This is a genomic window from Flavobacteriales bacterium (genome assembly GCA_026129465.1).
Taxonomy (GTDB): Bacteria; Bacteroidota; Bacteroidia; order Flavobacteriales_F; family PHOS-HE28; genus PHOS-HE28.
In genome coordinates, this window is record JAHCIA010000001.1 from 2830849 (window position 1) to 2846495 (window position 15647).

The 15647-nt window shown below is 63.8% G+C and carries 14 protein-coding genes; 8 read left to right on the forward strand and 6 right to left on the reverse strand.

The genetic code is table 11. From position 1 onward, the window contains the following. The first annotated feature begins 52 nt into the window (after window positions 1–52). Complete coding sequence (gene aspS, locus KIT10_12045; protein ID MCW5899990.1) at window positions 53–1810, forward strand: aspartate--tRNA ligase; 1758 nt, start codon at window positions 53–55, stop codon at window positions 1808–1810. On the opposite strand, the gene KIT10_12050 is transcribed toward aspS, so the two are convergent. After that, window positions 1807–3465 carry a hypothetical protein gene (locus KIT10_12050; protein MCW5899991.1) on the reverse strand — a complete coding sequence of 553 codons (1659 nt, stop codon included), beginning with the start codon at window positions 3463–3465 and terminating at the stop codon, window positions 1807–1809. The two genes, aspS and KIT10_12050, sit on opposite strands and share 4 nt — an antisense overlap. Window positions 3466–3539: 74 nt before the next feature. Here KIT10_12050 and KIT10_12055 point away from each other — a divergent pair, with 74 nt between their 5' ends. Both KIT10_12055 and KIT10_12060 read left to right on the forward strand, forming a co-directional pair. After that, window positions 3540–4016: a nucleoside deaminase gene (locus tag KIT10_12055; GenBank protein ID MCW5899992.1), complete on the forward strand. Its 477-nt coding sequence runs from the start codon at window positions 3540–3542 to the stop codon at window positions 4014–4016. 57 nt (window positions 4017–4073) lie between these two features. Beyond that, entirely contained in the window at window positions 4074–4805 is a 732-nt protein-coding gene (locus KIT10_12060; protein ID MCW5899993.1) for a zinc-dependent peptidase, read from the forward strand. A 7-nt stretch (window positions 4806–4812) separates the two neighbouring features. Here the strand turns inward: KIT10_12060 and KIT10_12065 are convergent, their stop codons facing one another. The 3 genes from KIT10_12065 to KIT10_12075 form a co-directional block, all read right to left on the reverse strand. After that, complete coding sequence (locus tag KIT10_12065) at window positions 4813–5562, reverse strand: succinate dehydrogenase/fumarate reductase iron-sulfur subunit (protein MCW5899994.1); 750 nt, start codon at window positions 5560–5562, stop codon at window positions 4813–4815. A 59-nt stretch (window positions 5563–5621) separates the two neighbouring features. Further along, window positions 5622–7625, reverse strand: a complete 2004-nt coding sequence (locus KIT10_12070) for a fumarate reductase/succinate dehydrogenase flavoprotein subunit (GenBank protein ID MCW5899995.1) — start codon at window positions 7623–7625, stop codon at window positions 5622–5624. A gap of 100 nt (window positions 7626–7725) precedes the next feature. Further along, on the reverse strand, window positions 7726–8400 hold the full coding sequence (locus KIT10_12075; GenBank protein MCW5899996.1) for a succinate dehydrogenase cytochrome b subunit: 675 nt from the start codon (window positions 8398–8400) through the stop codon (window positions 7726–7728). A 311-nt stretch (window positions 8401–8711) separates the two neighbouring features. Between KIT10_12075 and KIT10_12080 the strand changes: the two genes are divergently transcribed. Both KIT10_12080 and KIT10_12085 read left to right on the forward strand, forming a co-directional pair. After that, window positions 8712–10028, forward strand: coding sequence for an aminopeptidase P family protein (locus KIT10_12080; protein MCW5899997.1), 1317 nt, complete (start codon window positions 8712–8714; stop codon window positions 10026–10028). Window positions 10029–10103: 75 nt separating this feature from the next. Next, complete coding sequence (locus tag KIT10_12085) at window positions 10104–10628, forward strand: hypothetical protein (protein ID MCW5899998.1); 525 nt, start codon at window positions 10104–10106, stop codon at window positions 10626–10628. A 45-nt stretch (window positions 10629–10673) separates the two neighbouring features. Here KIT10_12085 and KIT10_12090 read toward each other — a convergent pair whose 3' ends face one another. Together KIT10_12090 and KIT10_12095 are read right to left on the reverse strand one after the other, a co-directional pair. After that, window positions 10674–10814, reverse strand: a complete 141-nt coding sequence (locus tag KIT10_12090; protein MCW5899999.1) for a hypothetical protein — start codon at window positions 10812–10814, stop codon at window positions 10674–10676. 8 nt (window positions 10815–10822) lie between these two features. Then, window positions 10823–11083: a hypothetical protein gene (locus tag KIT10_12095; GenBank protein MCW5900000.1), complete on the reverse strand. Its 261-nt coding sequence runs from the start codon at window positions 11081–11083 to the stop codon at window positions 10823–10825. Between the two features lie 410 nt (window positions 11084–11493). Here KIT10_12095 and KIT10_12100 point away from each other — a divergent pair, with 410 nt between their 5' ends. The 3 genes from KIT10_12100 to KIT10_12110 are packed head-to-tail and all read left to right on the forward strand — an operon-like array spanning window position 11494 to window position 15586. Beyond that, a complete protein-coding gene (locus tag KIT10_12100) occupies window positions 11494–12246 on the forward strand; it encodes a response regulator transcription factor (GenBank protein ID MCW5900001.1) in 753 nt (250 codons plus the stop codon). Beyond that, window positions 12246–15320, forward strand: coding sequence for a histidine kinase (locus KIT10_12105; protein ID MCW5900002.1), 3075 nt, complete (start codon window positions 12246–12248; stop codon window positions 15318–15320). Before KIT10_12100 ends, KIT10_12105 begins: the two co-directional genes overlap by 1 nt. Further along, on the forward strand, window positions 15317–15586 hold the full coding sequence (locus tag KIT10_12110; protein ID MCW5900003.1) for a hypothetical protein: 270 nt from the start codon (window positions 15317–15319) through the stop codon (window positions 15584–15586). The genes KIT10_12105 and KIT10_12110 overlap by 4 nt, the downstream gene beginning before the upstream one ends. Window positions 15587–15647 lie beyond the last annotated feature (61 nt).

The window sequence follows — 15647 nt, forward strand, 5'->3', positions numbered from 1 at the left end:
GTGGTAGCGCAAGGATAACTTCGCGCCCTGCCCGCCCTTGGCGGCCTTGCCCATGTACCGTACCCACACCTGCGGCGAACTCCGCCTCGCCGATGCCGGAAAGACCGTGACCCTCGCCGGATGGGTCCAACGCACCCGCGACCTGGGCGGCATGACCTTCGTGGACCTGCGCGACCGTTTCGGCATCACCCAACTCGGCTTCAACACCGAGCGGGACAAAGCCCTATGCGAGCAAGCCAATGCATTGGGCCGCGAGTTCGTGGTACAGGCCACCGGGGTGGTGAAGGAGCGGGAAAGCAAGAACAGGAACATCCCCACCGGCGAGATCGAGCTGATCGTCACCGAGCTGAAGGTGCTCAACGCCGCGAAGACCCCGCCCTTCACCATCGAGGAGGAGACGGATGGCGGCGATGAGTTGCGCGCGAAATACCGCTACCTCGACCTGCGCCGCGCCAACGTGCGCCGCAACTTCGAGCTGCGCCACCGTATGGCCATCGAAGTGCGAAACTATCTCAGCGCGCAGCACTTCCTGGAAGTGGAGACGCCCGTGCTGATCAAGAGCACGCCAGAAGGCGCGCGCGATTTCGTGGTGCCCAGCCGCATGAACCAGGGCGAGTTCTACGCGCTGCCGCAAAGCCCGCAGACCTTCAAGCAATTGCTGATGGTGGCCGGCTTCGACCGCTACTTCCAGATCGTGAAGTGCTTCCGCGATGAGGACCTGCGTGCCGACCGGCAGCCCGAATTCACGCAGATCGATTGCGAGATGGCCTTCGTGGAGCAGGAGGATATCCTCAACACCTTCGAGGGCATGGCGAAGCACCTGTTCAAGTCCATTCACCGGGTTGAATTCAACGAGGCCTTCCCACGCATGTCGTTCGATGAGGCGATGAAGCACTACGGCTGCGACAAGCCGGATCTGCGCTTCGGCATGCGCTTCCACGAGCTGAACGATCTCGCGCAGGGTAAGGGCTTCAAGGTCTTCGACGATGCCGAACTCGTTGTCGGCATCAATGCTGAAGGCTGCGCGAACTGGAGCCGCAAGCAAACCGACGCGCTGATCGACTTCGTGAAGCGCCCGCAGATCGGCGCCACCGGCATCGTCTTCGTGAAGTGGACCGAGGAAGGACTGAAGAGCACCGTGGACAAGTTCTTCACCCCTGAGCAGCTGCATGCATGGGCCAGTCGCTTCGGCATGAAGCAAGGCGACCTGCTATGCATCGTGGCGGGCAAGGCCGATAAGGCGCGCAAGCAACTGAACGAACTGCGGCTGCACATGGGCGAGCTGCTTGGCCTGCGCGACCCGAAGGTCTTCAAGCCGTTGTGGGTGATCGATTTCCCCCTTCTGGAGCAAGATGAAGAAACCGGCCGCTGGCACGCCATGCACCATCCCTTCACGGCCCCGAAGCCCGAGGATGCACAGAAGCTCGTGAGCCAGCAAGACCTGGGCAGCGTGCGCGCCAACGCCTACGACCTGGTGATCAACGGCACCGAGATCGGCGGCGGCAGCATCCGCATCCACGACCGCGCCATGCAGGAGGCGATGTTCCGTGTGCTGGGTTTCACGGATGAAGACGCCCGCTACAAGTTCGGCTTCCTCATGGACGCGTTCGAGTATGGCGCGCCCCCGCACGGCGGCGCGGCCTTCGGCTTCGACCGCTGGGTGGCGCTCTTCGGCCACCGCACGGACATCCGCGAGTTCATCGCCTTCCCGAAGAACAACGCGGGGCGCGATGTGATGATCGACGCGCCGAGCCGGATCGATGAGGAGCAGCTGAAGGAGTTGGGGATCGCCGCCGGATCGCGCGCCTAGTGCTTCACGATGCGGAAGACCACAGGTGCGGCAGGCGCCACCCGGGTCACCCGGAACAGGTAGATCCCAGCAGGTGACCCGGCCAGGGAGACCCGGTCGCTGGGTCCCACTTCATGGACCAGCCGGCCCTGAGCGTCCACCACGGTGATCCAGGACGGTGTGGACGGCAGCAGGAAGGCCAGTTCCTGATAGGGATCGTAAAGCAGGTCCAGTGTCGTGACTTCCGTTCCGGGCAGGCCCGTGGTCATGTCCGCCAGCTTCACCAGAAAACCATCGCCACCGCCACCGAAGAATTCCTGCTGCGCGCCCGGCGTGGCGATGCCACTGGCCGAGAGGGTGCTGCCGCTCACCACCGCCCAGCCGTCGGGATGTGCGCGCGCCGCGAATAGACCATCGCCCGAAGGGCCGCCGAGGTAGCTGCCCCAGAGCCGTGCACCGCTGGGGGTGAACCGGGCCAAATAACCATCGGACAGCCCCGCGTTCGCTGGCTGGAACGCATCCGGGGTGGCGATGCCCGACGGCGATCCACTTTGACCGGCGAGCAGGATGGTGCCGTCGTTGGTCACAGCCACACCGCGTGCGTCGTCGTAATTGCCGCCGCCATAGTAGGTGCCCCATTGCAGTATGCCGTCCGAATTGAAGCGCGCGAGGAAGGCATCGAAACCGCCCGCCAGCGTGTTCTGGTGTCCATTCAGGGCGATGCCTGCCGCGGAAGTGGTCGATCCAGCCAGGCAGATGTTCCCCATGGGGTCGCTGGTCACTTCCAAGGCCTGGTCGAAGCCGCCTCCACCGTAATAGGTGCCCCACAGCCGTACTCCGGCCGCATCGAATTTCATCAGAAAGGCGTCCCGGCCACCACCCGGTGTGTCCTGATGGGCGGCTCCCGCATGGATGCCGGCCGCTGATTGGGTGGAACCGCACACGATCACCGCACCGTCGCCGTCCACGTGCACGCTCTCGCCATAGTCCACCGCATCACCGCCGATGAAAGTGCACCACAACAGCAGGCCATCCGCGTCGTACTTCGCCAGGAAAGCATCGCTGCCGCCACCGCCATGAACGCCTTGGTGGGCTCCTGGTGTGGCGAAGCCGTACAAGCTCTGCGTGTTGCCCGTCACATACACCGATCCATCAGCGGAGGTGGCCACCGAGATGATCGCGTCGAGTGCCTCCCCGCCCAGGTAGGTGCTCCACAGCAAGGCGCCATCCTCGGAGTAGCAGGCCAGGAAACCATCGCTTTCGCCACCACCGTAGGCCGGCTGGCCCGCATTGAAGGAGAGGTCCGATTGCGAAGTGGTGTGGCCCGCCAGCATCACGCGGCCCCCGGCGGCGATGGCCACCGCGCTGCCGTAATCATGGCCGGGACCTCCGAGGTAGGTGGCCCATTGCAGCAGGCCTTGCGCGTTGAAGCGTGCCACATGGCCATCGAAATTTCCGCCGCCATGGACCGCCTGTGCCGCGTCGAAAGCGATACCGGAGATCGATGCGGTGCGGCCGCCCAGCGCGATGCTCCCGTTGGTGTCCAGCGCCAGAGCCACGCCCCAGTCCTCGGCGGGGCCACCATGATAGGTGGCCCATTGGGGTTGGAGCGCTTGTGCGTGAAGCGTTGCGGTTTGTGCCAGGGCGAACATGAGCATGGTGCAGGTCCTGTGCATGCCGTTGGATTTGCGGCAGCAATGTTAGCGGGCACGAGGTGTATACGCGTTGTGTATTGCGCATCTTCGCGGGGATGCGAGACGATGATCGTTTTCTGCGCGAGGCCATCGCCCTGGCCCGCCAAGGCATGGACCGCAACGAGGGCGGACCCTTCGGCTGTGTGATCGTGAAGGACGGTGCGGTCATCGGGCGCGGCAACAACCGGGTGACCAGCAGCAACGATCCCACGGCGCATGCCGAGGTGGTGGCGATCCGCGAAGCCTGCCGGTCGCTCGGGGCCTTCCAGCTGGACGGCTGCACGCTTTATACCAGTTGCGAGCCCTGCCCCATGTGCCTGGGCGCCATCTACTGGGCGCGCCCGGACCGCATCGTGTTCGCCGCCACGCGTGAGGATGCCGCCGAGGCGGGCTTCGATGACCAGCTGATCTACGACGAATTGCCGCTGCCTCCGGAGCAACGGCGGATCCCCACCCAGGCGCGCGTGCTGCGCCACGAAGCGCGGGCGGTGTTCGAGGATTGGAAGGCCAAGGAGGACAAGGTGCGCTACTGAGGCATGCATGAGGATCCGTCCGTGGGTTGGTGGCCCTTCATCCTGGCGTTCGGCGGGATGACCCTGTTCCTCGTCATGAAGCTGCGGGAGTCGGGCCTTTGGGGCCGGACCACGGCGCTCGATCGGCGACATCGGTCCATCCTCGCCAAGTACGCCATCCACTACCAACGGCTGGACCCCGTGCTGAAGCGCAAGTTCGAGCGCATCGTGGCGGCCTTCGTGCATGACAAGGAGTGGCGTGGGGCCGGCATGGCCGTGGCCGAGGAGATGAAGGTGATGATCAGCGCATGCGCGGCCGAATTGCTGCTCGGCTTTCCGGAGGAGCCGGTGCTGAAGCACTTCGAGACCATCGTCGTGTTCCCGGACACCTACCGCAGCACCACCTCAGGACACATGCACCAGGGCGAGGTGCGCCCCAAGGCCGGCATCATCATGATCTCCTGGAAGGACTTCCTGCACGGTTACGCGCACACCCGCGATGCGCACAACGTGGGCCTGCACGAGATGGCGCACGCGCTGTGGTTCGAGAACCGCATCGCCAACGGGGAACAGGACTTCATCCACCCGGAGTTGTTGCAGGACTGGATCGATCATGCCGATGCGGAGATCGAGCGGATCAAGGGTGGGCAAAGCCGCTTGTTGCGCAGCTATGCGGGCACCAACCAGGCGGAGTTCTTCGCTGTGGCGGTGGAGTACTTCTTTGAGCGCCCCAAGGAGTTCAGGGAGGACCTGCCGGAACTCTACGCCACGTTGAGCGCCATGCTGCGCCAGGACCCGGCTTCGTTGTAGCGGAGGTTCACTCCTTCGTCACGCTCGCCACCAGGTACTCCCGGTTCATGCGAGCGATGTGCTCCAGACTGATGCCCTTGGGGCATTCCACCTCGCAGGCGCCGGTGTTGCTGCAGTTGCCGAAGCCCTCCTTGTCCATCTGCTCCACCATGGCCAGCACGCGGCGTTCGGCTTCGGGACGCCCCTGGGGCAGCAGCGCGAACTGGCTCACCTTGGCGGCCACGAAAAGCATGGCGCTGCTGTTCACGCAAGTGGCCACGCAGGCGCCGCAGCCGATGCAGGTGGCCGCGTCGAAGGCCTTGTCGGCGTCGTCCTTGGGGATGGGGACCGCGTTGCCGTCCACCAGGTTGCCGCTGGTGTTCACACTCACGAAGCCGCCTGCGGCCTGGATGCGGTCGAAGGCGCCGCGGTCCACGGCCAGGTCCTTGATCACCGGGAAGGCCCCTGCGCGCCACGGTTCCACGTGGATGGTGTCGCCGTCCTTGAACTTGCGCATGTGCAGCTGGCAGGTGGTGATCATGCGGCCCGGTCCATGCGCCTCGCCATTGATGAACAGGCTGCACGATCCGCAGATACCCTCGCGGCAGTCGTGGTCGAACGCGATCGGGTCCTTCCCCTGGCGCACGAGGTCGTCGTTCAGCACGTCCAGCATCTCCAGGAACGACATGTCCTCGGAGACATCGTTCACGGGGTAGGTCTCCATGCGGCCTTTGTCGTTGGGACCGGATTGGCGCCAGATCTTCAGTGTCAGTTTCATGTTGCCCATGTTCCTGTCGGATCAGGCAGGTCGACCCCGAGGGTCGACGCTGCCGGGGTCTATTTGTATGAACGTTGCGTCAGTTTCACCTCCTCGAACGTCAGCGGCTCCTTGTGCAGGTTGGCCTTTCCGGGATCACCGGTCCATTCCCAGGCCGCCACGTAGGCGTAGTTGGCATCATCGCGGAGGGCCTCACCGTCGGGGGTCTGGTATTCCTCGCGAAAGTGGCCGCCGCAGCTTTCGTTGCGGTCCAGCGCGTCCAGGCACATCAGCTCGCCCAACTCCAGGAAGTCGGCCACACGACCGGCTTTCTCCAGTTCCTGGTTGAACGCATTGGCCTTGCCCGGCACCCGCACGTCCTTCCAGAACTCTTCCCGGATCTGGCGGATCTCCTGGATGGCCTGTTTCAAGCCCTCCGCGTTGCGGGCCATGCCGCACTTGTCCCACATCACCTTGCCCAGGCGGCGGTGGAATTCGTCCACGGGCTTGGTGCCCTTGTTGTTCAGGAAGTGGTCGATCCGGTCCTTCACGGCCTTCTCCGCCTCGTCGAACTCCGCACGCTTGGTGTCGATGGGGCCGGTGCGGATGTCGTCGGCGAGGTAGTCGCCCACGGTATAGGGCACCACGAAGTAGCCGTCGGCCAGTCCCTGCATCAAGGCTGAAGCACCGAGGCGGTTGGCGCCGTGGTCGCTGAAGTTGGCCTCGCCCAAGGCGAAGAGGCCCGGCACGGTGGTCTGCAGGTTGTAGTCCACCCAAAGACCGCCCATGGTGTAGTGCACGGCAGGGTAGATCTTCATCGCGTCCTTGTAAGGATCCTCGCCGACGATGTTCTCGTACATGTCGAAGAGGTTGCCATACTTGGCGCTCACCACTTTCTCGCCCAGTTCACGGACCAGCTCCTTGCCGGGGTTCTCGATCTTCTGCACGTTGGCCTCCAGCTTCCCGTAGCGCTCGATGGCGGCGGCGAAATCGAGGTACACCGCCTCACCGGTCTTGTTCACCCCGAAGCCCGCATCGCAGCGCTCCTTGGCGGCGCGGCTGGCCACGTCGCGGGGTACCAGGTTGCCGAAGGCCGGGTAGCGGCGCTCCAGGTAGTAGTCGCGGTCGGCCTCGGGAATGTCGCTGCCTTTCTTGCGGCCCTCACGGATCGCCTGGGCATCCTCCAGTTTCGCAGGCACCCAGATGCGACCGTCGTTGCGCAGCGATTCGCTCATCAGCGTGAGCTTGCTCTGGTGCTCACCGCTGACCGGTATGCAGGTGGGGTGGATCTGCGTGTAGCAAGGGTTGCCGAAGTAGGCCCCGCGCTTGTGCGCCTTCCACGCGGCCGTGACGTTGCTGCCCATGGCGTTGGTGCTCAGGAAGAACACGTTGCCGTAGCCGCCGGTGCAGAGCAGCACCGCGTGCGCGCCATGCCGCTCGATCTCGCCGGTGATGAGGTTTCTCGCGATGATGCCGCGCGCCTTGCCGTCCACCACCACCACATCGAGCATCTCGTGGCGGTCGAACATCTTCACCGTGCCTTTGCCCACCTGGCGCATCAGCGCGCTGTAGGCGCCGAGCAGCAGCTGCTGCCCTGTCTGCCCACGGGCGTAAAAGGTGCGGCTCACCTGCACACCGCCGAAGGAGCGGTTGTCCAGCAGTCCCCCGTAGTCGCGGGCGAATGGCACACCCTGCGCCACGCATTGGTCGATGATGTTCGCGCTCACCTCGGCCAGGCGGTACACGTTGGCCTCGCGGGCCCGGTAGTCACCGCCCTTCACCGTGTCGTAGAACAGACGGTAGGTGCTGTCGCCATCGTTCTGGTAGTTCTTCGCTGCGTTGATGCCACCTTGCGCCGCGATGCTGTGGGCCCGACGCGCGCTGTCCTGGAAGCAGAAGGCCTTCACGTTGTAGCCCATTTCCGCCAGAGAGGCCGCGGCGCTGGCGCCGGCCAGACCAGTGCCCACCACGATCACGTCGATGCGTCGTTTGTTGGCGGGTGCCACGATGCGGATGTGGCCCTTGTGGTCGGTCCACTTCTTTTCGAATGGACCGGCGGGGATCTTGCTGTCGAGCTTGCTCATGGAATGCGGTTGTCGGTTGACCGTTGTCCGTGGTCAAGCTGCCGATGCGGGGGTCGGACAAATGACAACTGACAACTGGCGCTTGGCATGCGTGCGTGGATCAACGATTGATGAACATCCACACAGGGATGAGGGCGAAGAACACCGGCAACACAACGGCGACGAAAACGCCGATGTTCTTGATGATGGGCATGTACCTCGGGTGGTTGAGCCCCAGCGACTGGAAGGCGCTTTGGAAGCCATGAAGCAGGTGGAAGGCCAGCACGGCCATCATCACCACGTACAGGGCCACATACCACAGTTCCGAAAAGGCGAACGCGACCACCGCGTAGAGGTCCTTATTGCCTGCGGCGTCCAGGCCGAGGTCGCCCCAGTGCATCTCATACCAGAAGCGCTTCATGTGGATGACCAGAAAGACCAGCAGGAGGGTGCCGAGCAGGGCCATCTGGCGGGCGTACCAGGCGCTGTTGGTGCCGGGCTTCTCGTAACTGTACTTCACCGGGCGTGCCTTGCGGTTCTGGATGGCCAGCAGGAAGCCGTCGAAGGCGTGGAACAGGATGCTGAAGTAGAGCACATAGCTGATCACCTTCACCACCGGGAAGGTGGTCATGAAGTGGGCGTACGCATTGAACCGCAGCTGGCCTTCGGGACTCATGTCCAGCAGCTGCAGGTTGCCGGCCAGGTGGGTAATGAGGAAGAGGACAAGGAAAAGGCCCGTGAGGGCCATCCAGTACTTCTTCGTGAGGGAGGAGCCGAGGAGGGCGGATCGTGCCATGGTCAATTGCTAACAGCGGAAGCGGCGATAGCGTTCGCGGCCGCGAAGGTAGCGGGCAGGGGTTCATGACGGGTTCCCGGGTTCTGTCAGGTGGCCGTTTCAGCAGGATGGCCCCAAGCCAGTTCAGCTTCGAACGAAACGCATGGAGACATTGCCGAACCAGCAGGACACGGACCCCCAACTCGGTCCATACCCCCAGCACGAACCCATTTGTGATGGTGCCATTCGGCAGCCCGGCTTTGGTCAGTCGGTCTCTCGCCGGCGTGCGACCCCACTTCTTCGCACCCCCTTCGCTCTCCTACCTTCGCCCTATGCGCTACACCCCCCCTTCCGCCGCCACCTACCGAGAGCATCGCGCCCGTTTCCGCCAGCAGATGGAGAAGGGTGGTCTCGCCATCTTCCACAGCAACGACGTGATGCCCACCAGCGCCGACGGGCACCTCCCGTTCAAACAGGCAAGCGACATCCTGTACCTCACGGGCATCGACCAGGAGGAGACCATCCTGCTGCTGTTCCCCGATGCGGTGGACCCCAAGGACCGCGAGATCCTCTTCGTGCGCGAGACCAACGAGCACATCGCCATCTGGGAGGGCGCCAAGTTCACCCAGGCCGAGGCCACCGCCTTGAGCGGAATCGCCACCGTACTCTGGACCAGCGCCTACGAGGCCACCGTGAAACGGCTGCTGCCCCAGGCGGAGAAGCTGTACCTGAACAGCAACGAGCACCTGCGCCAAAGCAACGAGGTGGAAACGCGTGAGGAGCGGCTGAACAAGGTGCTGCGAGAGCGCTACCCGCTGCATGAACTGAAGCGCAGCGCGCCGATCATGCACCGCATCCGCAGCCGCAAGACGGCCGAAGAAGTGGCGCAGATCCAGCGCGCGGTGGACATCACGGGCAAGGCCTTCAAGCGTGTTTGCGGATTCATCAAGCCCGGGGTGAAGGAGTACGAGATCGAAGCGGAGATCACCCACGAGTTCCTGCGCAACGGCTCGCGCGGGCATGCCTACACGCCCATCATCGCCAGTGGCTACAGCGCCTGCGTGCTGCACTACATCACCAACGACCAGGTCTGCCAGGACGGCGATGTGGTCCTGATGGACTTCGGCTGCGAGTACGGCGGCTATGCCAGCGATCTCACGCGCTGCCTGCCGGTGAACGGCCGCTTCACCGATCGCCAGCGTGCGGTATACAACGCCGTGCTGCGCGTGAAGAACGAGGCCACCGCACTGCTGCGTCCCGGAACGATGCTGGCCGACTACCACAAGGAGGTGGGCCGCATCATGGAAAGTGAGCTGATCGGTCTGGGCCTGCTGGACAAGACCGAGGTGAAGAATCAGGACCCCGAGCGCCCGCTTTACAAGAAGTACTTCATGCACGGCACCAGCCACTTCCTGGGTCTGGACGTGCACGACGTGGGCCTGTGGACCGAGCCCATCGCCGAGGGCATGGTCTTCACCGTGGAGCCGGGCATCTACATCCGCGAGGAGAAACTGGGCATCCGCCTGGAAAACGATGTGCTGGTGACCAGTGGCGCGCCTGACGACCTGTTCAAGGCTATCCCGGTGGAGGCGGAGGAGGTGGAGGAGTTGATGGCTTCCATCAGGAAGGCGTCCGGCGTGGCCATGTGATCCTGTTGCAGGCCCCCGGCTGATACCATCGTTACCTTCCGTGCTCGCCGGCATTGAGGGAGAAACTCCATCACCATGCGCATCCTGCGTCACCTCGGTTTCGCTGGCCTGTTGGCCGGCTCCCTCTTCAAGCTCATGCACTGGCCGGGCGCCAACCTTTTGGTCCTGACCAGTGCCATCATGATATTCCTGGCTTGCGTGGCGGCCTTTGTGCGTGCCCGTGAGCATCGCTCCACCGGCACGACCATCGCGCGGACGACCGGCTTGTTCCTGTTGGTGAGCGGTGTGCTGCACCTGCTGACCATACCGGGTGCGCTGCTCATGCTCTATGGTTCGGCGGGCGCAGCATCCTTCCTGCTTCTGTCGGACCGCATGGGTCTGCGCATGAAGGATGTCCGTCCACCACGACTGGCCGGACTGCTCCTGACGGGTCTGTTGTTGATGGCCACAGGAGGTCTGTTCAAGCTGATGCATTGGCCCACGGCCAACGTCCAACTCCTGGCCGGTCTCCTGGCCAGTGCGGCATGGATACTCGCCACCATGAGGGATCCCAAGCGCGGCGAGCGATCCATGTCCGTTGGGTCGCCAGAGCCACGATGACGGGCCACCTCGCCGATCGCAGGGCGATGGGCGCAGCAGGCCTGTTCAGCGGATGAGGTAGACCACTTGCACCGCCGTTTCCAGCGTGGTGTCCACCACACAGGTGTGGTGGACCTGTCCATACTCGTCCTTGTCCAGCACATTGCCGGCCACGGTGAGCCCGCGGTACACGGGAATGATGGGCATGGAGGAGGTCAAGCGACGCGGCGGAGTTGGAAGGGCTTCACGGTGGAGGTCTCCCCGTCGAGCACCATCAGGTAGTACTCCTCGCCGTCGAGGTCGGTGATGCGAACCCGCGTCACAGGGCCGCGCACTTCGCCGGTCTTCACGATGCGGCCTTGGTCGTCGCAGATGTCGAATAGCGCGTCATCGGTGCCCGGCTCATAGTCGAACATGAGCAGGCGCTCGATCTGGTCGATGCGTACGCGGATCTGGGTGCTTCCTTCCCTCGGCATGGTGGCTGACGGCTTCTACGCCGCCCGGGCCGCCGGGGTTCCGGAATGCGACGGAGCCCGGCCCGCCATGCGGCGGACCGGGCCCCTGCCACCAAACCAAGAACGAACGTCCTTGACCTAACTGCCCTGGTCGTTGAAGATCCACAGGCCCCGAGCTTGATGCGTGCTGGTGTTCATGGCAACGAGGGTTTTCGCTTTGACAACTCCAAAATACCGCGGGTTGTTCTCCATTCCTTGGCGGGAACGAGCAACGGCCCTGGCGCATGGACCAGCGGCGATGGTGCCGTGTGGAGAAGGGTCCAGCAGCCTGGCCCCGGCCCGCTCCGTTGGCCCGATCGGAAGCGCCGTTCACCGGCCGCACGTTCCCGCTATGGACGACCGGCCTATCTTTTCGCCAAAGACCTGAAGCCATGGCCCTGCGCGCGTTGATCGTGGATGATGAAGCCGATGCCCGGGAGAACCTCCGCCTGATGTTGGAGGAACACTGCCCCGAAGTGGAGATCGCCGGGCAGGCGGCCAGTGCGGCCGAGGCCCGGGCCAGGATCCAGGAGCTGCAACCCAATGCCTTGTTCCTGGACATCAAGATGCCGGGCGAGGACGGCTTCCAACTGCTGGCCTCCATCGCCGAGTTGGACCTGCCGGTGGTCTTCACCACCGCCTATGATGAGTATGCGCTGAAGGCCTTCAAACAGAATGCGCTCGCCTACCTGGAGAAGCCCATCGACACGGAGGAACTGAAAAGCGCCGTGGTGAAACTGCAACGACTGGCCGGCGTGATCGGCAGTGCCCAGCCCTCGGCGATCGCGGCTTTGATGAAGGACCCCGCATCGCCGTTGAGTTCACGGCTGGCCATTCCCGGCCGGGAGGGACTGGTGCTTCTGAAGCATGAGGACATCCTGTACCTGGAGGCCAACGACAGCTACACCACCGTGCATCTGAAGGATGGCAAGCGCAGTGTGAGCAGCAAACACATCCGGGTGTTCGAGAACAACCTCGATCCCAAGGTCTTCTTCCGGGTCCACAAATCATTCATCATCAACCTGGCCCACCTGTCCAGCTTCAACCGGGCCGAAGGCAACATGGCCGTGCTCGACACCGGTGCCATGATCCCCGTTTCACGCCGGCGACTGCCTGATTTCCTGGCCCTGATCAACACCTTCTGATGACCTCGAACGGCCGGCATCGGGCCGTGTCGGTGCGCATCGTTGCGATCCTGCTGCCGGGGTTGTTCCTCGCTGCGGGTACGCGGGGCCAGCAGCACTCTTTCCGGCAGTTCACGCCACAGGAGGGTCTGGCCCAAAGCCAGGTGCGCTGCATGGCGCAGGACGCTGACGGATATCTGTGGTTCGGCACCCTGGGCGGGGCCAGCCGGTTCGATGGACGCGTGTTCGAGAACCACGCCTTGCAGGAGGGCATACCGGATGCGCACGTGAGCGCCATGGCCGTTGACGGAGAAGGCCGCTTGTGGCTCGCGTCCGGATCGGCGCTTGTGAGGCGCGCTGGTCCGAAGTGGATGCGGGAGGAGTTGCCGCCGGGCCTGGGTGGCGCACGCATCCTGGGCCTGGTGGCCGGCCGTGATGGCCGGCTTTTCGTGGGCACCGATGGCGATGGCATGTTCGTGCGCGACCGGGACGGCATCAGGCCTTTGCCGGGTTATCCGGCCGATACCGCCTCCCATGTGCGCTCCCTGCTGGCGCTGCGCGATGGACGCCTCTTGATCGGGCTGCGCAATGGTCTGTTGCTCTGGGATGGCGGCCGCTGTACCCAAGTGCCGCTCGGCGATACCGAACCCAAGGCCGTGAGCGCGCTGGCGGAAGGACACGATGGCGGTTGGTGGGTGGGCACCTTCCTCGAAGGGCTCTACCACATCCTGCCCGATGGAAGACAGGAGGAGTACGACGAGGAATCGAACCTGATCCGCAACAACGTGCGCTGTCTGCTGGTGGACGACAAGGGCAGGCTTTGGGTGGGCACCAAGTTCGGCCTCAACCTGTTCGAGGATGGCCGGTTCAAGGTCTTCACCATCCACCAGGGCATGCCCAACGACAACGTCTGGTGCGCCTTCCAGGATCGCGAAGGCAACCTGTGGTTCGGCACCGATGGCGCTGGCGCCTTGCGTTACGCGGGTGACCGCTTCACGACCTTCACCATACGCGATGGTCTGTGCAGCGACCTGGTGATGAACATCACGCAGGATGCGCAGGGCGACCTGTGGCTGGGCACCTACGACAATGGCGTGTGCCGCATGGACGGCATGGCCATGGTCAATACGCTGGATGGTCTGCCCAACAACACCGTGTGGAGCGGCTTGTGCGGCCGTGATGGCACCCTCTGGTTCGGCACCAGTGAAGGCCTTGCCCGTATCGAACGTGGCGTGGTGCGTCCTCTGTCGCGGGAGGCATCACTCGCCCGGCAACGTGTACTCGCTTTGCATGAGGATGAAGCGGGCAACATCTGGGCGGGTACTCGCGATGGGCTGGTGCGCATAGGATCCGATGGGCAGGTGAAGCACCACCAGGCGGGCCCCGATGGACCCGGACGATCCATACGCAGGATCATCGACATTGGCGATGGCAAGATGCTGCTCGCCACGGAACAGGGCCTTTGCCGCTACGACCATGGAGTGTTCACCCGGTGGACCATTGCGGACGGACTGAGCGATGACAATGTGATGTGCCTGCTGCGCGATGGCGCCGGACGGGTCTGGGCGGGAACTTCCAATGGCATCACCTGCATGGAGGGTGGCGTGTTCAAGATCATACGACTCGCCTCGGATTTCGGATCCAACTATGTGGACATGCTGCTGAGCGACGAACGGGGACGTATCTGGGCCGGCACCAACAACGGACTCTTCGTCTTCCATCCGGACAGCTTGTTCGCCGACCCCTCCGCCCATGCACGGATCACCATGAACGACGGTCTGCGCGGTCTGGAGTTCAACTTGAACGCGGGGTTCGCCGATGCACGGGGAAGATTGTTCATGGGCAGTGCGGCGGGACTGGTCCACCATGATGTGCGCCGGCATGGCGATCCACCCCGGCCGCCCGCGCCCAACGTGCGCATCACGGGCCTGCGCTCCTTCCTTCAGCACACCGATTGGTCCGGCCAGTGCGACAGCATCGATGCCTCCGGCCTGCCCATTGGCCTTGAGCTCGCCTACCGCAGACATTACCTCACGTTCGACTACACGGGCATCAGCCTTGGCGCGCCCGAACGCGTCGTGTATCGCTACCGGCTGCTCGGGCTCGACAATGAATGGCTTCCGGCCACCGACGCGCGTTTCGCCAGTTGGAGCAATCTGCCGCACGGCGAATACACTTTCGAGGTGATGGCCGCCCTGCAGGGCGGGCCTTGGAGTGCACCGTCCGCATTCACCTTCAGGATCTCGCCGCCATTCTGGTCGCGCTGGTGGTTCTTCGTATTGGTGCTGGCGGCCATGGTGCTCGCGGTCCTCGGGGTGGCCCACTACAGGTCGGTTCGCAGGGCACGCGCCGAACGCACCCGGCAGCTCATGCTGCGGTCGCGCATGTTGCAACTGGAGCAGCAAGCATTGAACGCGAACATGAACCGGCACTTCGTCTTCAACGCGCTCAACAGCATCCAGTACCACATCAACCGGCAGGATCGCGCCACGGCCAGTCGCTACCTCACAAGCTTCGCCAAGCTCATCCGAAAGAACTTGGATGCCAGCCAGAACGACACCACCACCCTGGCGGAGGAGCTTGAGCGTTTGGAACTATACCTCACCTTGGAGCACATGCGTTTCAAGGACCGGTTCAGGTACACCATCCAGGTGGAAGCGGAAGTGGATACCTCACAGGTGCGTTTGCCCGCCATGATGCTGCAGCCGTACGTGGAGAACAGCATCTGGCATGGCATCTTGCCCATGCAGGAGCAGGGCCAGGTGGACATCCAGGTGGCGCGGTCAGGTCCCGGGCGCGTCCAGGTCACCATCGAGGATGACGGGGTGGGGGTGGAGCACAGCCTGCGGGCCAAGGAGGGTCAGGGTGGCGACCACATCTCCCGGGGGATCGAGATCACGAAGGGCCGGGCGGACATTCTGAGACATCTGGCGCTCACGGACATACGTATCACAGGACCCGAACAGCGCCACAATCCGGGGACGGGCGAGGCCTTGGGCACCAGGGTCGTGATCGACCTCCCCATGGGCCATGGCCCTGCTGAAGGCAAGCAGGGTTTGCGAAAGGGCCAGGGCCAGCCTATATTTGGAACATGATGCGGCTCCTCAGAACATTGGAGATCCTTCCCGCGCTGATGGCGGTGGCCTTGGTATTGGCCTTGTCCGCCTGTGGCAAAGAACCGCTGGTGGAGCCCTGCACTTATGCTGATGATGCTGCGGTGGCGAAAGCCGGCGGTGAAGGCCAGGGAGCCACTTCTTCAGGTGCCAGCACCGATGAAGGCAATGGCGAGGGCACGGACATCAGCGATGACGGCGACGATCTCGGGGACAGCGAACGCAACCGCAAGAAGAGGCCGAACTGACCCCCTTGGTCCGCCTCTTTCAAGGAACGCCCGGCATGCCGGGCGTTTTTCTTTGGGATGC